Origin of the sequence: Pararoseomonas sp. SCSIO 73927 (genome assembly GCF_037040815.1) — a bacterium.
In the GTDB taxonomy this organism is placed as follows: Bacteria; Pseudomonadota; Alphaproteobacteria; order Acetobacterales; family Acetobacteraceae; genus Roseomonas.
Genome location: NZ_CP146232.1, coordinates 5,347,072 through 5,363,041, shown reverse-complemented (window position 1 = coordinate 5,363,041; position 15,970 = coordinate 5,347,072). Strand labels below are relative to the sequence as shown.

The following is a 15,970-nucleotide window of genomic DNA, read 5'->3' as shown; positions in this document are numbered from 1 at the left end:
GCTCGCGCTCCTCCGCGCCGGAGATCATGGACGATTCGGCCCAGGACTTCGCCGCCTTCTCCGGCGCGCTGAAGGATCTGGAGCGCATCAACCGCATGAGCCTGGCCTACCGCCCGACGCTGCGCTGGCTGGACGCGCTGGCCCGGCGCACCGGCGTGCGGCGGCTGAGCGTGCTGGACGTGGGCGCGGGCGGCGGCGACATGCTGGCGCGGGTGGCCGAGTGGGGTGCGCGCCGGGGCGTGGCGGTGGAGCTGGCGGCGCTGGACCGCTCCCCGCACGCGGAGGCGCATGCGCGGGCGCGCCACCCGGATCTGGCCGCGCGCTGGATCACCGCCGACCTCTTCGCGCTGGATCCCGCGGAACGGTTCGACGCGGTGGTCTGCTCCCTTTTTGCCCATCACCTCGACGACGCAACGCTCGTCCGCTTCCTCCGCTGGATGGAGGAGCGGGCGCGGCTGGGCTGGCTGGTGAGCGACCTGCACCGCCATCCGATCCCCTGGGCCACCGTCTGGGCGGGTGTGCGGCTGCTGCGAATGGACCCGATGGTGGTGCATGACAGCACCGTCTCCATCGCTCGCGGCTTCTCCCGGGCGGACTGGCAGGCGCTGATCGACCGCGCGGGCGCGCGCGCCGAGCTGCGCTGGGCCTTCCCCTTCCGCTGGATCGTCACCGGCCCGGGGATGCCGTGACGGCGGTGCTGGTGGTGGGCGGCGGTCCGGCCGGGGCCGCGGCCGCGATCCTCCTCGCGCGCGGGGGTGCGCGGGTGACGCTGGTGGAGCGCGAGGCGGCGGCGCGGGAGAAGGTCTGCGGCGAGTTCCTCGGCCCCGACGCGGCCGCGCTGCTGGGAGCGCTGGGCCTCTCGCTGCCCGCGCTGGGCGCCCTGCCTATCGGGACCGCACGGCTCGCCGCGGGGGAGCAGGAAGCCTCCTGGCGATTGCCCTTCGGCGCCTGGAGCCTGCCGCGCGCCGTGCTGGACGAGGTGCTGCTGACGCTCGCCGCCGAAGCGGGCGCACGGCTGCTCCGCGGCGCCGCCGTGGCCACCGCCCGGCGCGAGGGGGCGGAGTGGCACGTGCGGCTCTCCGGCGGAGAGGTGCTGCGGGGTGACGTGCTCGTGCTCGCCACTGGCAAGCACGAGCTGCGCGGCCATGCCCGGCCGAAGGCGGGCGGGGCGGTGGGGCTGAAGCTGCCGCTGCGTCTGGCGGCGCCGCTGCCAGATGCCGTGATGCTGCTCCCCTTTCCGGGCGGTTATGCCGGGTTGCAGCCCCGGCCCGATGGCGGGGCGAATCTCTGCGCCGCGCTGCGCGCGGTGGAGGCGACGGATTCGCGCGCGCTGCTGGCACGCGTCGCGGCCGGATCCGCCCGGGGCGCGGCGCTGCTGCGCGGCGCGGCGCCACTTCTGCCCCGCCCCATGGCCGTGGCCGGCGTGCCCTACGGCTTCCGCCACCGCGACGGGAAGGCGCCCGACCCGGGTCTCTATCGCGTGGGTGACCAGTTCGCGGTGGTGCCCTCGCTGGCCGGGGATGGCGTGGCCATGGCGCTGGCGGGCGGGGAGGAGGCGGCCCGCGCCATCCTGGCCGGCCGCCCGGCCCCGGCCTGCCACGCGGCGCTGGACCGCCGCCTGGACCGGCCGATGCGCTGGGCCGGGCTGCTGGCGCGCGGGCTGGACCGGGCGCCCGCCGCCCTGGCCCTCGCCGCCCGCCTCTCTCCCGCCCTGGCCCGGCTTGCGGCGGCGCAAACCCGGATGCCCGGCTTCAGCGCCGCTTAACCGCTCCCGCCACATCCTCCCCGCGTTTCAGCAGGGGGCCAGGATGGCCGGGCACGTCGTCACCTTCATCGGCGAGAACGAGAACGGCATCCTTGCCGAGCTGAACGGCGCCTTCATGCAGCGCCTGCAACCCATGGGGCTACAGGGCCACGTCATCGACCTGCACCAGCCCGGCTGGACCGACCGCCTGCTGCCCCTGGCGCGGGAAGGCATCGCCCTTGCCTGGGGCTCCGCCGGAATCGGCGCCACCCTCTCGGTGGGGGAGGGGAACCTCTGGGACATGCTGCAGGTCCCCTTCATCTCCGTCCTCGCGGACACGCCCTGCCAGCTGCCGGCGAACCACCGCGTCCTCTCCCGCTGGGTGGCGAACGGCTACATGATGGAGGACTGGCTGGCGGTGCAGCGGCGCCTGATCCGCTCGCCCCAGATTTCTGCCCTGCTGCCCTTCGGCGTGCTGCCCAACCCCTACCGGGACCGCACGCCCTGGTCCCGCCGCCCGCACCGCATGGTCTTTGTGAAGACCGGGGAGGACCCCGCACGCCGCCGGGCGGAGTGGGAGGGATGGCCCGCCCCCCTCCGACGCGCCCTGAACGACGCGGCGGCGGAGGCGGCGCGGCGCCCCACAGGCGACATCACCGAGCTGGTGATCGAGGCGACGCGCGCGAACGGCCTGCACCTGGAGGAGCGGCTGGAGATCCTCTTCGCCGTCGCTTTCCAGGTGGACATGCACACCCGCGCGCTGCGGTCCAACGCCTTCGCCCGCGCGCTGCTGCCACTCGGCGCGCTGATCATCGGCCGCGGATGGGATCACCTGGACACCGCCGGCGCCCGCGCCGCGCTGCGCCCCGCGCTGCACGCCGCGGAGCTGCCCGCGCTCTACGCCGAGACGCAGTTCCTCGTCAGCACCACGCCGAACTTCGGGGGCGGCGTGCACGAGCGCGTGGCCGGCGGCTTCGCCGCGCGCGCCTGCGTCGTCTCTGACAGCAACGCCTACACCCGCGCGCGCTTCGCCGACCTTCCCGCCTTCCACGGCCTGGACTGGACGGCGGGAAACCTGCCCGAGCAGGTCGCCGCGATCTTCCACGGCCGCGCCGACCGCGACGCGGACGCCGCCGCCGCCCTGGCCGTGGCGGAGCGCGACTTCCCGCCGGAAGTCTTCCTGCGCGCCCTGGTGGAGCTGGCGGAACTCGTGCGCGCCGGAAACCGGCTGGAAAGGTTTCCCGCCTAGCCTCTCCGATGCCGCCCGGATGCCGGGCGGCACCCGATCAGGACGATCAGGAGCGTCACCATGCCCTTGGATTCGGCGCGTCTCGCCGAGCCCGCCCGCCCGCCGGTCCTGGCGCGCGGCTTTGCGGCGCCCGGCATCCCCGTGGCCCGGCCGCGCCTGCCGGCGGCGGAGGCGATCCTGCCCTACTTGCAGGAGATCGACGCCAACCACTGGTACGCCAATCACGGCCTGCTCTGGCTGCGCCTCCAGTCGCGCCTGGCCGCGCACTGGGGGATGGGCGGCGATGAGGTGGCGCTGACGGCGAACGCCACCCTCGCGCTCGCGCTCGCGCTGCGCGCCACCGGCGTGGCGCCCGGGCGGAAGTGCCTGATGCCGGCCTGGACCTTCGTCGCCACCGCCGGCGCGGCGCGGGGAGCGGGGCTGGTGCCGCACTTCGCCGACGTGGATGCCGGGACCTGGGCCCTGGACCCGGATGCGGTGGAGGCGCGGCCGGACCTGGGGGAGATGGGCGCGATCCTCGTCGTCGCGCCCTTCGGCCGCCCGCTGGACCTGGCGCGGTGGGATGCCCTCTCGGACCGCACGGGTGTTCCCGTGATCGTCGATGCCGCCGCCGCCTTCGACGCGCTGCGCGACGGCGGCCCCATGGCGGTCGGCCGCGCGCCGGTGGTCGTCAGCCTGCACGCCACCAAATCCTTCGGGATTGGGGAGGGGGGCGCGGTGCTGTCGCGCGACGCGGCGTGGCTGGAACGGCTGCGGCGCCTGTCCAACTTCGGCTTCCTCGGCTCGCGGGACGCGGTGCTGGCGGGCACCAACGCGAAGATGTCGGAGTACGCGGCCGCCATCGGGCTGGCCGCGATGGATGCCTGGCCGGGAACGCGCGCGGGCTGGCGTTCCATCACCCGCCACTACGCGGATGCCCTCGAGCATGCGGGCCTCCCGTCCTCGCCGGGTTTCGGCGGGGACTGGGTCAGCGCCACCCTCTCCGTGCTCTGGCCGGGGGAGGGGGCGGACGGCGCGGCGGCCCTGGCGCGGGAGGGGATCGGCACGCTGCGCTGGTGGGGCGATGGCTGTCACCGCAACCCCGCCTACGCGGATTGCCCGCGCGATCCGCTGCCCGTCACGGAAGCGATCGCCCGGCGCGCCATCGGCCTGCCCTTCTGGCGGGACATGACGGCGACCCAGGTGGAGTACATCTGCGGCGTGGCGCGGCGGGCGGCGGGCGCGTGACGCACCCCTATGCCGGCCTCCGCTACGCCGCGACCCTGGCGCATGTGGGCCGTGCGATCTGGGTGGAGCCCTGGGACGCCACCATGCTGCTGCGCGAGGCGCCCGGCGGCGCGGTGGACGCGGCCGGCCCGCACCCCTTCGGTGCCCTGGGGGAGGCGGCCGACCTGTGCGGCGGGCTCGAGGCGCTGCGCGCGGCCGGCGCCGTCAGCGCGGTGCTGGTGGCGGACCCTTTTCACGGCCCGGCGCCGGACCGCCTGCGCGCCGCCTTCGACATTGTCGCCCCCTTCAAGACGCACCTGACGGTGGAGCCCCGGGCCGGGGCCTTCGCGCCGAGCGCGCACCACCGCGGCTGCATCCGCCTGGCGGAGCGCCGGTGCCGGGTCCGCCAGGCCGCCCTGCGGGACCATCTGGACGAGTGGTGCCGGCTCTACGGCGAGCTCACCCGCCGGCACGGCATCACCGGCACCCACGACTACCCCCGCGCCTCCTTCGTCGCCCTGGCGGAGACGGAGGGGCTGCACGGCTTCCTCGCGGAGGGCGCGGCAGGGGAGGTGATCGGGATGCACCTCTGGATCGACGACGGGCGCGTGGCCTACAGCCACTTGGCCGCGACCGATGCGGCGGGCTACCGCGCGGGCGCGCCCTACGCCCTGCACGCCGCCGCCATCGCGCACTTCGCGGGGCGGGAGGCGATCGACCTCGGCGGCGGCGCCGGGCTGGCGGACGACGCGGCGGACGGGCTGGCGGCCTTCAAGCGCGGCTTCGCCAACGCCTCCCGCGTCGCGCATCTCTGCGGCCGGGTGCTGGACGGGGCGGCCTATGCCCGGCTCTCAGCCGGTCGCGAGGAGCGGGGCTACTTTCCCGCCTACCGCGCGCCGCGGCTCAGCGCCCGCCCCCCTGCGCCGCGCGCCGGGTTCCCATGACGGTGATGGAGGGCGCATGGACCACTCGGTTCCGCCCGGTACGCTTGGCCTCGTAGAGCGCGGCGTCAGCGGCGGCGACGAGCATGGAGGATTCCGGCTGGGTGGCGGCGACGGGCTGCGCCGCCGCCACGCCGATGCTCGCCGTGACCAGCCCGGACTCGTTCGCTTCGTGCGGGATGCCGGCCCGCGCGATGGCCGCGCGGGCCAGTTCGGCCACCTCCCGCGCGCCGGCGGCGTCGGTGTTGGGCAGGATCACCGCGAACTCCTCCCCGCCGTAACGCGCGGCGAGGTCGCCGGGGCGGCGGATCGCGGCCTCCATCGCCCGCGCCACGGCGCGCAGCGCGTCATCCCCCGCCAGGTGCCCGTAGCGGTCGTTGAACATCTTAAAGCGGTCCACGTCGAGCAGCAGCATCGACAGCCAGGTGCCCTCGCGCGCCGCGCGGCGCCACTCCACTGCCAGCGCCTCGTCGAAGCGGCGGCGGTTGGCCAGGCCGGTCAGCCCGTCCGTCGCGGCCAGCTCCGCCATGCGCTCCTGCATCTGCCGGCGCTCGGTCACGTCGCGGGAGACGGCGACGTAGCCGTCGCGCTCGGCCTCCGCCCCGCGGACCTTCTGGATCGTCGTCTCGATCCAGCCGCGGCCCCCGTCCGGGCGCGTGATGCGGCTGGTCACGTCCACCGGCGCGCGCGAGGCGGCCGCCTCCTCCAGCGCGGTCTGGAGCGCCGGGCGCTCCTCGGTGTCGGCGAGTTCCGGCAGCGGGCGTCCCAGCAGCGAACGGGACGGCAGGCCGAGGAGGCGCGCCGCGGCCGGCGAGGCGTAGCGGATCCGCCCGTCCGGCCCAATGCGGGAGACCATGTCGCTCGCGTGCTCCGCCAGGAGGCGGAACTGCGCCTCGCTCTCCGCCAGGGTCCGCTCGGCCGCCCGGCGCTGCCGCGCGTGGCGGATGAGCCTTTGGCCCAGGAAGGCCAGGATGGCGGCGAGCACGGCGGCGACCGCGATCCGCAGCAGCGCCCGCCAGGTCCATCCGCCGAGAGCCTCCTGTGTTCCCCGGCCGACCAGCACGGTCAGCGGGAAGCGCTCGCCGCTCCAGTAGGCGCCGATGCGCTCCACCCCGTCGATTGGCGAGGCGAAGTGGAACCGCCCGGATTCGCGGCGCGCGACGGAATCCCGCAGCGGCGTCCGGCTCAGGACGGGCGTGCCGAGCGCCGCCTCGTCCGCCGGCACGCGCGCGAGGACCCGGCCATCGGCGCGGACGAGGGTGATGGAGCCGTGCTCGCCGAGGTCGAACCCCACGAAGCCGCGCGCCAGCGCCCCGATCCCCATCGCCGCCACGGCGACGCCGCCGAACCGCCCCTCCCGGTCCCGGAAGCGGCGCGAGAGGGTGACCACCCACTGCCCGTCCAGGCGGCTCCGCACGGCCGTGCCGAGCCGGGGGCTGGGGGAGGGGTCCTCCCGGTGCAGGCGGAAATAGTCCCGGTCGGCGATGCCGATGCCCTCGACCGGCGAGGCGTAGGAGCTGAGCAGCAGCGCCCCGTCCGCCCCATAGACCGAGAAGTTCCGCAGTTCCGGCTGGTTGTCGAGCTGCCGGCGCATGAGACGGGAGAGCTGGCCGAGGCTGTCGGGACCGGTTCCCTCCGTCTCCAGCTGCTCCACCAGCCCGACCAGGGCGACGTCCGCCATGGCGAAATCCCCCTCTGCGTCGCGGACAAGGGAGCGGGCGAGGTTCGCGGAGGCCGTCCGCACCTCCTCGATCCGGCCCTGCCGGCCGGACCATTCGTGCCAGACCGTCAGCGGGAGGAGCAGCGCGCTGACGCTGAAGAGGAGGGCGTATGCCAGTCTGACAGCCCGGGAAGGCCGGCCCGGGGCGGGTGCTGCCCCGGTGGAGACGGTCAAGGCTGGCAAGGCGATCCCCCTTGGCGATCCGGTCTGGCCAGCCGCTCCGTGCTGCAACGACCGGCCACATTCCCGACGATAACGCGATTGATGCTAAAGATTTTCTATCACAGGTTGTATGTTTGTGGCGGTGCATCGATGCCGTGATGTCACCCTGTCTGCCTCGCGGCTGGTGTAATCGGAAGGTTATGGACCAAGCGGCATGGCGGGCGGGGATGTCAGCACCTGAGCTTCTTCTGCCGCGCCGCGGCCTTCTCGCCCTGCCCGGCCTGGCGCTGATGGGCCATGCCCGGGCCCGGGCGGCGGAAGGGGCGGAGCCCGACCTGTTCCTCCTCGGGGTCGCCTCCGGCGAGCCGGCGCCGGACGGCTTCGTGCTCTGGACCCGGTTGGCGACGGCCTGGCGCGGCGGCGGCATGCCCGCCCGCCCCGTGCCCGTGGACTGGGTGGTGGCGCGGGACGAGGCGCTGCGCGACGTGGTGCGGCGGGGGCAGACGATGGCGGTGCCGGAGGACGCGCACTCCGTCCACCTGGAGCTGACGGGCCTGGAGCCGGACCGGCCCTACTGGTACCGCTTCACGGCGCTCGGCGCCGCCAGCGAGACGGGGCGCACCCGCACGGCGCCGCTGCCGGGCTCCGCCCCCGCGCGGCTGCGCTTCGCCTTCGCCTCCTGCCAGAACTACGAGGCGGGGTTCTACGGCGCCTACCGCCACATGCTGGCGGAAGACCCGGATCTCGTCGTCTTTCTCGGCGACTACATCTACGAGGCCTCCACGGCGCGGAACCCGGTACGGAGCCACGAGGCCCCGACGGCGCGGGACTTGGCGGGCTACCGGGACCGCTACGCCCTGTACAGGACCGACCCCGACCTGCGGGCGATGCACCGCGCCTGCCCCTGGCTCGTCACCTGGGACGACCACGAGGTGAGCAACGACTACGCCAACGATCGCGACGAGCGGGAAGGGGGCGAGACGGTGCTGGCGAAGCGCGCCGCCGCCTACAAGGCCTTCTGGGAGCACATGCCGCTGCCGGAATCGGCGCGCCCCCGCGGCGCGGCCACGCGGATCTACCGCCGCGCCGGCTTCGGCGGGCTGGCGCGCTTTCACATCCTCGACGACCGGCAGTACCGCGACCACCAGCCCTGCCCGAGGCCCGGCATGGGCGGCGGCAACCAGGTGTCCCGCGAGGCCTGCCCGGCGTTGGACGATCCCGGCCGCACCATGCTCGGGGCCGCGCAGGAGGCTTGGCTGCGCGAAGGGCTGGCCGAGGGAGGCGCGCGCTGGACGATCCTGGCGCAGCAGACCCGCATGGCCCGGCTCGGCACGCCCGAGGAGCCGCCGCGCTACCAGACCGACAACTGGGACGGCTACCCCGCGGCCCGGCGCCGCCTGCTGGAAGGGGTGGCCGCGAGCCGCGCGCAGAACCCGATCGTGATCGGCGGCGACGTGCACGCCCACATCGTCTCCGAGCTGCGGACGGACTTCGACCGGGCGGAGACGCCGCCCGTGGCGGTGGAGTTCACCGGCACCTCCATCTCCAGCCCCGGCCCGCCCTATGGCCGGGCCTACCCGGCGGACCCGCACGTCGCCTACGCGGACGGCCGTTCCCGCGGCTACGTGATGATGACGCTGACACCGGAGACGGCGACCGCCGAGCTGCGCGCCCTGTCGAATGTGCGGGACCCCGGCACGGGCAGCGCGACCCCGCGCCGCTACGTGGTGGAGGCGGGGCGGAGCGCGCTGCAGGCGGGGTAGCCGAGCGCCTGCCCGGAGCCAGGCCTACATCGCCTCCGGCATCTCGGGATCGGGCGTGTCCCCGGGCGGAAGCGCGGTTTCGGCATCCAGCGGCACGGCCCGGGCGAGGAAGTACTCGGCCATGTCGAGCAGGAAGTCCTTCGCCGGCCCCGGCCCCGGCCCGGCCCGGTCCGCCAGCCCCAGGAAGAACTCCGCCATTCTGTTGAGCCGCTCGAGTTCCGCAGACATGCGCCCTCACTCCTGCAGCGTCCCGCGCCGGGCTGGGACATTCCCGCTCGATCGCAACCTCGCAGCGGCAGATTGGATGCGGACGGGACCGAAACGTGGCGGCGCCGCGACAATGCGATGGCGTTGCGGCGGAGGATCGTTGCAGGGGGAGGGCTGGCGGAGAGGGTGGGATTCGAACCCACGGTAGGGTTGCCCCTACTCCGGTTTTCGAGACCGGCCCAATCGGCCACTCTGGCACCTCTCCGGGGCGCGTGACCGCCGTATAATGGGCCCCGCGGCCGGGTGCAACGCGCCGCGCGGGGCAGGAGGCGGGTCCGACGCGAGGGGGCGGCGCGGCGCGGGGTGCGGAATGGTTGACTCCCGCATGACAAGCCCGCTATACGCCGCCCCTCTTCCGGTGGGCCCCCCTTCCAGGGCGCGGGCCGTGCCGGCATCTGCACGACCGAAACACGAGCCCGAGACGAGGCGGACCCGCCCCCATGACCTACGCAGTGATCCGCACCGGCGGGAAGCAGTATCGCGTCACGCCGAACGCCGTTCTCACCGTCGAGAAGCTCGAGGCCGAGGTGGGCGCGACCGTCACCCTGCACGACGTACTCGCCCTTGGCGGCGCGGCCGGTCTGCAGATCGGCGCCCCGACCGTTCCCGGCGCCTCCGTGACCGCGACCGTGCTGGAGCAGAAGCGCGGCGACAAGGTGATCATCTTCAAGAAGCGCCGCCGGCAGAACAGCCGCCGCAAGAACGGCCACCGCCAGCACCTCACGGTGCTGCGGATTGGCGACTTCGCGGCCTGAGCGCTTAGACCAGGAGATCTGAGAGATGGCTCATAAGAAGGCCGGCGGCTCCTCCCGCAACGGGCGCGACTCCGCCGGCAAGCGCCTCGGCGTGAAGCTGTTCGGTGGCCAGGCCGTGCGCGCCGGCAACATCATCGTGACCCAGCGCGGTACGAAGATGATGCCGGGCCGCAACGTGCTGGTTGGCCGCACCCACTCCATCCACGCCCTCGTGGACGGGCACGTGAAGTTCGAGCGCAAGGCCGACAACCGCGTGGCGGTCTCGGTGGAGCCGCTGGCCGTCGCGGCCGAGTAAGCCTCCAGCCCAGCGCTGAGGATCACGGGGGCCGCTCGTCGGCCCCCGTTTTCGTTTGGAATACGCAGAGCCATGAAGTTCCTCGACGAGGCGAAGGTCTACCTGAAGGCCGGTGACGGCGGGGACGGCGTGGTCGCCTTCCGGCGCGAGAAGTACATCGAGTTCGGCGGTCCGGACGGCGGCAACGGCGGCCGCGGCGGCAACGTGCTCGCCCAGGCGGTGGAGGGGCTGAACACCCTCATCGACTACCGCTACGCCCAGCACTTCAAGGCCCGCAAGGGCGGTAACGGCGCGGGCTCGGACCGCACCGGCGCGGCGTCGGACGACGTGGTGCTGAAGGTCCCTGTCGGCACCGTGATCCTGGCGGACGACAAGGAGACGGTGCTGGCGGACCTGACCAAGCCCGGCCAGACCGAGGTCCTTTGCCGCGGCGGCGATGGCGGCCACGGCAACGCCCACTTTAAGACGAGCACCAATCGCGCCCCTCGCCGCGCCGACAAGGGCTATCCGGGCGAGGAGCGCTGGGTCTGGCTGCGGCTGAAGCTCATCGCCGATGCCGGGCTGGTGGGTCTGCCCAATGCCGGCAAGTCCACCTTCCTCGCGGCGAGCAGCGCCGCCCGCCCGAAGATCGCGGACTACCCTTTCACCACCCTGCACCCGCAGCTCGGCGTGGTGCGGCCGAGCGCGACGGAGGAGTTCGTCCTCGCCGACATCCCCGGCCTGATCGAGGGCGCGCATGAAGGCGCCGGGCTGGGCGACCGCTTCCTCGGTCATATCGAGCGCTGCGCCGTGCTGCTGCACCTCATCGACGGCACCCAGGCCGACCCGGCCGAGGCCTATCGCACGGTGCGCGCGGAGCTGGAGGGCTATGGCGGCGGCCTGTCCGAGAAGCCGGAGATCGTGGCGCTGAACAAGATGGACGCCATGACCCCCCAGGCAAAGGCCAGCCGGGTGAAGGCCCTGGCCCGCGCCCTGGGGAAGGAGCCGCTGCTGATCTCCGGCGCGACCGGAGAGGGGGTTCCGGGGGTGCTGCGCATCCTCGCAGATACTGTTGCCGCCGCGCGGAAGGCCGACTAGCGCCGCGCCTCCGCCACTCCGCGCGCGATCATCTCCTCCAGACCCTGCGCCAGGCAGCGGTTGAGCTTGTCCACCTCCACCACCTTCAGCCCCTGCGGCGCGCGCTCCACGTCTACCGTGCCGGCCTCGGCCCAGGCGCCCATCAGCGCGTAGCGACTGAACAGCCCCGCGCCGGCGGCGGCGGCGGCCGCGCGCAGGGCGTCGCGGTAGGATTCCACGTCGGCATTGGCGCGCAGGAAGCGCGACCACTGGGGATCGAGCAGGATCAGGTCGCCGCCCGCCTCCCGCACCCGCTCCGCCCCCTCCTGGATGGCATCGGTCATCTCGCCCACATCGGTGCCGCGCACCGTCTCCACCGTCCCGGCCTGCCAGAGCACCAGGGCGCGCCGTCCGTCGGCCAGGGCGTCCCGGATCAGGGCGAGGTGCTCGGCCGCCAGCGTGCCGCGGGCGCCGCGCACGGCCACCTCCACCCGCACGCCGGGGAAGGCGCGGGCGAGCAGCGCCTGGAGCTGGGCCGGGTAGGCGCTCTCCGACCCGCTGCCGCCGGGCCCGGAGACGCTGGCCGAGCCCACCACGAGAACGGGCAGGCTTCCGGCCGAGATCGCGGCGGCGGCGGCGGGCAGGGGTGCGGGCTCGATCAGCTCGTCCGGCGCGCCGCAGGGCGCGGCCAAGACGCCGACCGGGGCGAGGAGGGGGGCGCCGGCCGCCAGGAGCAGCAGGAGGGCAGGCACGAATCGGGCGGCCCGGCGGCGCATCGTCCCTAAGCCGTATCGAGGGCGGGGGCGGGCGGCAAGACGGGCTTCGGGGGCTTCCGGTCCGCCCAGGCCACCACGGCCGCGATGGCCACCAGCGCCCCCAGCCCGGCGGCGTTCACGGCCAACTGCATTTCCCACCCCTCCCGCCACTCCAAGGCCAGCCGGCCGAGGAAGGAGAGGAAGATCCCCGCGCAGAACACCGGAAGCCCCTGCTGCCCGATGAGGACAAAGGGGCGGGCCAGCAGCCCTCCCAGCCAGGCGGCCCCGCGCGGTACGGCGTGGGCGACGAGGTAGGCCAGCGCCAGGATGGAGAGCAGGCGGAACGGGTGCAGCGCCGACTTGTCCACCGCATCCACCACCGTCGCCACGGGCAGCGGCAGCAGCCCGATCAGGTCCCGCCGGAGATAGACGACGAGTGTGGCGGCAAAGGAGAGCACGAGGACCAGCCCGCAGGCCGCGCCGACCCAGGGCCGCCAGCCCACCCCCTTCTGCTTTCCCTCGTTCCCGCCGCCGCCCAGCACCGCCCCGACGGCGAAGAGGAGCTGCCAGGCGAAGGGGTTGAAGAACCACCCGCCCCCCGTCCAGGAGGGCAGGTTCACCTCCCCTAGCCGCGCCGTTGCATAGAGGAGCGCGGAGGCGCCGAGCATCAGCCCCGGCCGCCGCAGCAGCGGCAGCGCCAGGGCGAAGAGGCCGAGCACCACGACGTAGAGGGGCAGGATATTGAGGAAGGCCGGCTGGTAGGAGAGGAGCAGCGCTTTCAGCAGCGCTAGGTAGGGCGCGTCCCGGAAGGGGTCGAGGTGCAGCTCGTCGAGATAGGCGCTGGCGTCCAGTGTCGCGGCCGAGTACCCGACCTGCGCCGTGAAGACGACGAAGAGGAAGATGTGGGCCACGTAGAGGGTGAAGCACCGCCCTGCCACGCGCGCCCCGGCGCGCAGCCAGCCCTCCCGCTCCAGCTGGCGGCCATAGGCGATGCCGGCGGCGTAGCCCGCCAGCAGCACGAAGACCTCCGTCGCGTCGCAGAGCAGCACGTTGCGGATCGTGAGCCGCCCCAGCACATTGCCGGGCACGTGGTCCACGAAGATGAACCAAAGGGCGATTCCCCGCGCGAGGTCCACGCGCAGGTCACGACCTCCTCGGATCAAGCCCCCCAGAAGCAGTGGCGTGCGGATCGATTCCCCCATGCCGGCCTTTCCGGAGCCCCTCATGCCCCAGCCTAGCACGCCGCAGGACAGCCGTCAGACCTTGGACGCCATCGTGCGGGAGGGGGCGGCGCGCCAGTCGGTCGGCGACGTCCAGGGAGCGATTGCCCTGTACCGCCGCGCCTTCGCGATCGACCCGGACGAGCCGAACGCCACCCACCTGCTGGGGATCATCGCCCGGCAGAGCGGCGACCTAGAAGCGGCCCTCACGCTGTCCAAACGCGCCCTGGCGCGGATGCCGGAGAGCCCGGTCTTCCTCGCGGGCCGCGGCGCCACCCTGGCGGCGGCCGGCATGCTGGAAGAGGCGGTGGAGGTGCTGGGCCGCGCCGTGGCGAAGCGCCCGGCCGACGCCGTCTCCCACCGCAACCTCGGCCAGGCGCTCTGCGCCCTCGGCCGGGTGGGGGAGGCGATGCCGCACCTGCGGGAGGCCGTGGCCCTGACGCCGCAGGATCCGGAGGCGCAGCTCGCCCTCGCGCACGGGCTGCGGGATGCCGGCGCACCGGGCGCCGCCGAGGCCGCGCGCCGCGCCCTTTCGGCCGGGGGCGAGGTGGCCGCCCAGGCCCGTTTCCTCCTCGCCTCGCTCGGCGAGGGGAAGGCGCCGGCCAGGCCCTCCGCCGCCTATGTGCGCACCCTTTTCGACAACTACGCGCCCCGCTTCGAGGCGGAGCTGACCGGCGCGCTGGGGTACCGCACGCCGGAGGCCCTGGCCGCCCTGCTGCGCGGGGCCGGGCTGGAGCCGGCGGGCGATCTGGACGTGCTGGACGCGGGCTGCGGCACCGGCCTCTCCGGCCAGGCGCTGCGCCCCTGGGCGCGGCGCATGACGGGCGTGGATCTCTCCCCGCGCATGCTGGACGCGGCGCGGGCCCGCGGCGTCTACGAGGCGCTGGAGGAGGCGGAGCTGGTGGAGTTCCTGGCCCGGCACCGCGGCGCCTACGACCTGGTGGCGGCGGCAGACGTGCTGAACTACCTCGGCGACCTCGCCCCGGCGCTGAACGCCATGGCGGCCGCGCTTCGCCCGGGCGGCCACGCCGCTTTCAGCCTCGAGACGGGGCTCGGGGCGCCCTACGCGCTCGGCCCGGGCATGCGCTACCGCCACGACCCCGCCCACGTCATCGCGCTTGCGGAGGCCACGCGGCTGAGCCTGCTGGAGCTGGAGGACGTGACGCTGCGCGAGGAGCGCGGGGCGCCGGTGGCGGGCACGCTGATGGTGCTGCGCCGGAGCTAGGCCGCCGCCCGTGCCGCCATCAGCCCCGCCGCCAGTGCCTCCAGGTCGCGCGCGGCGGGGCAGGTGGGGTGGCGGGTGAGGAGCGGCGCTTGGTGGCGGATCGCGTCCCGCACCTTCGGGTCGCGCCGCACCACCCCCGCCAGGGGCACCCCGCGCCCGAGGAAGCCGCGGCAGGCCCGATCCAGCGCGGCGTGGGTGCGCGCGCCCGCGGCGGTGTCGGCGGCGAGGTTCACCACCACCCGCGCCTCCGCCGCCGGAGCATCGCGCCGCAGCAGCTTCAGCACGGCGTAGGCGTCGGTCAGGCTCGTCGGCTCGTCGGTCGCCACAACCAGCAGCGCGTCGCAGCCGGCCGAGAGGCGGCGCGGCACGGGATCCAGCCCCGCGCCGATATCCAGCACCACGTCGTCCTGCGGCGCCTCCCGCAGCAGGGCTAGGAAGCGGTCGATCCAGCCCGGATCCAGCCCCGCGAGCGCGCCGGAGCCGGAGCGGCCGGGCAGCACCTCGAAGCCCGCCTCCACCCGGATCGCCGCCCCGCCCAGCGCCACGTCGCCGGCGAGCACGGCCATCAGGTCGTGCCGCGCCTCCAGCCCCAGCTGCACGTCCACGTTCGCGAGACCCAGATCGCCATCGGCCAGGAGCACGCGGCGCCCGGCACGGGCCAGGGCCTGGGCGAGCCCGATCGCCAGCACCGTCTTCCCGACGCCGCCCTTGCCGGACGCGATCCCAATCAAGCGGCTCATGCGGCCTCCTGTGCGGCCCTCGGGCGGGCGGGGCCTTGCAGCCGCTCCGCCAGCCCGGCCGGGGTGAGGGGGGTGAGGCCGTCCGCCGCGCCCGGACCGGTCCCGGCCTCCGTCAGCGCGAGCGGCCCGGCGAGGGCAGCGGCCAGCACGCCGCCAAGGCGCCGGGCGCCGTCCAGCCGCGTCGGCAGCAGATGGCGGGCGCCCAGCGCCGAGAAGGCGCGCGCCGCCTCCATCGCCTCCTCCGCGTCCAGCCCCGCGGGCAGGACCAGCACCGGCGCCGCATCCGTGACACGTAGCAGGGCAAGGAGCTGCTCGGCCTGGGCGGGATCGAAGGGATCGCAGCCCGCCGTGTCCAGCAGCAGGGGCTGGCCGGCCTGCCGCCCCGCCATGGCAGCGGCCAGCCCTGCGCCCGTGCCGGCAGCGACGAGCGGGATGCCCAGGACCCGCGTGAAGGCCGCGATCTGCTCCGCCGCCCCCGCTCGCTGGGAATCGGCCGTGACGACCAGCGGGCGGGCGCCGCGCATCACCATTCGGGTGGCAAGCTTCGCGACCGTCAACGTCTTCCCCGCCCCCGGCGGCCCCACCAGGGCCAGGGGGCGCGCCGCGGCGTCCGGCAGTGCCGCGAAGCGGAACGCGGCGGCGAGGCAGGCAGCCCCGCCCGCGCCGATGCGCCCGCGCAGGGCCGGCGGGATATTGTGGCGTGCCAGCGGATCGGCGGCCGCGGGAGCCGCGGCCGGTAAAGGCAGCGGCGGCGGGGGAGGGGGCTCCTCCTCCGCCGGCTCGAGCGCGGCCGTCACCTCCACCCCCGAGGCGGTGCGCCGGGTGGAAAGGATCAGCGCGTCGGGGCCCAGCGCCAGGCGGAGTTCCGCCAT

16 protein-coding genes and 1 tRNA gene are annotated in these 15,970 nt (G+C 74.7%); 10 read left to right on the top strand and 7 right to left on the bottom strand.

Annotation, left to right across the window (positions count from 1 at the left end):
• Positions 1-26 precede the first annotated feature (26 nt).
• The 5 genes from VQH23_RS25340 to VQH23_RS25320 are packed head-to-tail and all read left to right on the top strand — an operon-like array spanning position 27 to position 5,143.
• The gene (locus tag VQH23_RS25340) at positions 27-689 is read left to right on the top strand and encodes a methyltransferase domain-containing protein (RefSeq protein ID WP_338663456.1); all 663 of its coding nucleotides are present in this window, start codon (positions 27-29) and stop codon (positions 687-689) included.
• Positions 686-1,765: an FAD-dependent monooxygenase gene (locus tag VQH23_RS25335; protein ID WP_338663455.1), complete on the top strand. Its 1,080-nt coding sequence runs from the start codon at positions 686-688 to the stop codon at positions 1,763-1,765. Before VQH23_RS25340 ends, VQH23_RS25335 begins: the two co-directional genes overlap by 4 nt.
• 43 nt (positions 1,766-1,808) lie before the next feature.
• Positions 1,809-2,993 (top strand): hypothetical protein, encoded by a 1,185-nt coding sequence (locus VQH23_RS25330; protein ID WP_338663454.1) that lies wholly within the window; start codon positions 1,809-1,811, stop codon positions 2,991-2,993.
• 60 nt (positions 2,994-3,053) lie between these two features.
• Positions 3,054-4,220 (top strand): aminotransferase class I/II-fold pyridoxal phosphate-dependent enzyme, encoded by a 1,167-nt coding sequence (locus VQH23_RS25325; RefSeq protein ID WP_338663453.1) that lies wholly within the window; start codon positions 3,054-3,056, stop codon positions 4,218-4,220.
• Entirely contained in the window at positions 4,217-5,143 is a 927-nt protein-coding gene (locus VQH23_RS25320) for a GNAT family N-acetyltransferase (RefSeq protein WP_338663452.1), read from the top strand. Before VQH23_RS25325 ends, VQH23_RS25320 begins: the two co-directional genes overlap by 4 nt.
• On the opposite strand, the gene VQH23_RS25315 is transcribed toward VQH23_RS25320, so the two are convergent.
• Positions 5,103-7,043: a diguanylate cyclase domain-containing protein gene (locus VQH23_RS25315; RefSeq protein WP_338663450.1), complete on the bottom strand. Its 1,941-nt coding sequence runs from the start codon at positions 7,041-7,043 to the stop codon at positions 5,103-5,105. The genes VQH23_RS25320 and VQH23_RS25315 overlap by 41 nt on opposite strands.
• Positions 7,044-7,249: 206 nt before the next feature.
• Here VQH23_RS25315 and VQH23_RS25310 point away from each other — a divergent pair, with 206 nt between their 5' ends.
• The gene (locus tag VQH23_RS25310; RefSeq protein WP_338663448.1) at positions 7,250-8,785 is read left to right on the top strand and encodes an alkaline phosphatase D family protein; all 1,536 of its coding nucleotides are present in this window, start codon (positions 7,250-7,252) and stop codon (positions 8,783-8,785) included.
• A 24-nt stretch (positions 8,786-8,809) separates the two neighbouring features.
• Here VQH23_RS25310 and VQH23_RS25305 read toward each other — a convergent pair whose 3' ends face one another.
• Together VQH23_RS25305 and VQH23_RS25300 are read right to left on the bottom strand one after the other, a co-directional pair.
• Positions 8,810-9,013 (bottom strand): hypothetical protein, encoded by a 204-nt coding sequence (locus VQH23_RS25305; RefSeq protein ID WP_338663446.1) that lies wholly within the window; start codon positions 9,011-9,013, stop codon positions 8,810-8,812.
• Between the two features lie 154 nt (positions 9,014-9,167).
• Positions 9,168-9,257: transfer RNA gene (locus tag VQH23_RS25300), tRNA-Ser, on the bottom strand.
• Positions 9,258-9,492: 235 nt separating this feature from the next.
• On the opposite strand from VQH23_RS25300, the gene rplU reads away from it, so the two are divergent.
• From rplU to obgE, 3 genes are all read left to right on the top strand, one after another.
• On the top strand, positions 9,493-9,807 hold the full coding sequence (gene rplU, locus VQH23_RS25295; protein ID WP_338663444.1) for a 50S ribosomal protein L21: 315 nt from the start codon (positions 9,493-9,495) through the stop codon (positions 9,805-9,807).
• 25 nt (positions 9,808-9,832) lie between these two features.
• The gene (rpmA, locus tag VQH23_RS25290) at positions 9,833-10,102 is read left to right on the top strand and encodes a 50S ribosomal protein L27 (RefSeq protein ID WP_338663442.1); all 270 of its coding nucleotides are present in this window, start codon (positions 9,833-9,835) and stop codon (positions 10,100-10,102) included.
• A gap of 72 nt (positions 10,103-10,174) precedes the next feature.
• Positions 10,175-11,179, top strand: a complete 1,005-nt coding sequence (gene obgE, locus VQH23_RS25285; RefSeq protein WP_338663440.1) for a GTPase ObgE — start codon at positions 10,175-10,177, stop codon at positions 11,177-11,179.
• On the opposite strand, the gene VQH23_RS25280 is transcribed toward obgE, so the two are convergent.
• Together VQH23_RS25280 and VQH23_RS25275 are read right to left on the bottom strand one after the other, a co-directional pair.
• On the bottom strand, positions 11,176-11,934 hold the full coding sequence (locus VQH23_RS25280; protein ID WP_338663438.1) for a hypothetical protein: 759 nt from the start codon (positions 11,932-11,934) through the stop codon (positions 11,176-11,178). The two genes, obgE and VQH23_RS25280, sit on opposite strands and share 4 nt — an antisense overlap.
• Before the next feature lie 5 nt (positions 11,935-11,939).
• Positions 11,940-13,049 carry an OpgC domain-containing protein gene (locus tag VQH23_RS25275; RefSeq protein WP_338663437.1) on the bottom strand — a complete coding sequence of 370 codons (1,110 nt, stop codon included), beginning with the start codon at positions 13,047-13,049 and terminating at the stop codon, positions 11,940-11,942.
• Between the two features lie 88 nt (positions 13,050-13,137).
• On the opposite strand from VQH23_RS25275, the gene VQH23_RS25270 reads away from it, so the two are divergent.
• Positions 13,138-14,358: a tetratricopeptide repeat protein gene (locus VQH23_RS25270; RefSeq protein ID WP_338663436.1), complete on the top strand. Its 1,221-nt coding sequence runs from the start codon at positions 13,138-13,140 to the stop codon at positions 14,356-14,358.
• Here the strand turns inward: VQH23_RS25270 and VQH23_RS25265 are convergent.
• Together VQH23_RS25265 and VQH23_RS25260 are read right to left on the bottom strand one after the other, a co-directional pair.
• Entirely contained in the window at positions 14,355-15,098 is a 744-nt protein-coding gene (locus VQH23_RS25265; RefSeq protein ID WP_338663434.1) for an AAA family ATPase, read from the bottom strand. The two genes, VQH23_RS25270 and VQH23_RS25265, sit on opposite strands and share 4 nt — an antisense overlap.
• Positions 15,095-15,970: a hypothetical protein gene (locus VQH23_RS25260; protein WP_338663433.1), complete on the bottom strand. Its 876-nt coding sequence runs from the start codon at positions 15,968-15,970 to the stop codon at positions 15,095-15,097. Before VQH23_RS25260 ends, VQH23_RS25265 begins: the two co-directional genes overlap by 4 nt.

What these genes read in the sequence shown, in the direction of transcription:
- VQH23_RS25280 (WP_338663438.1), bottom strand. Translation starts at nt 11,934, where the DNA reads ATGCGCCGCCGGGCCGCCCGATTCGTGCCTGCCCTCCTGCTGCTCCTG.
- VQH23_RS25325 (WP_338663453.1), top strand. Translation starts at nt 3,054, where the DNA reads ATGCCCTTGGATTCGGCGCGTCTCGCCGAGCCCGCCCGCCCGCCGGTC.
- VQH23_RS25265 (WP_338663434.1), bottom strand. Translation starts at nt 15,098, where the DNA reads ATGAGCCGCTTGATTGGGATCGCGTCCGGCAAGGGCGGCGTCGGGAAG.
- VQH23_RS25270 (WP_338663436.1), top strand. Translation starts at nt 13,138, where the DNA reads ATGCCCCAGCCTAGCACGCCGCAGGACAGCCGTCAGACCTTGGACGCC.
- VQH23_RS25310 (WP_338663448.1), top strand. Translation starts at nt 7,250, where the DNA reads ATGTCAGCACCTGAGCTTCTTCTGCCGCGCCGCGGCCTTCTCGCCCTG.
- VQH23_RS25260 (WP_338663433.1), bottom strand. Translation starts at nt 15,970, where the DNA reads ATGGCGGAACTCCGCCTGGCGCTGGGCCCCGACGCGCTGATCCTTTCC.
- rpmA (WP_338663442.1), top strand. Translation starts at nt 9,833, where the DNA reads ATGGCTCATAAGAAGGCCGGCGGCTCCTCCCGCAACGGGCGCGACTCC.
- rplU (WP_338663444.1), top strand. Translation starts at nt 9,493, where the DNA reads ATGACCTACGCAGTGATCCGCACCGGCGGGAAGCAGTATCGCGTCACG.
- VQH23_RS25340 (WP_338663456.1), top strand. Translation starts at nt 27, where the DNA reads ATGGACGATTCGGCCCAGGACTTCGCCGCCTTCTCCGGCGCGCTGAAG.
- VQH23_RS25330 (WP_338663454.1), top strand. Translation starts at nt 1,809, where the DNA reads ATGGCCGGGCACGTCGTCACCTTCATCGGCGAGAACGAGAACGGCATC.
- obgE (WP_338663440.1), top strand. Translation starts at nt 10,175, where the DNA reads ATGAAGTTCCTCGACGAGGCGAAGGTCTACCTGAAGGCCGGTGACGGC.
- VQH23_RS25305 (WP_338663446.1), bottom strand. Translation starts at nt 9,013, where the DNA reads ATGTCTGCGGAACTCGAGCGGCTCAACAGAATGGCGGAGTTCTTCCTG.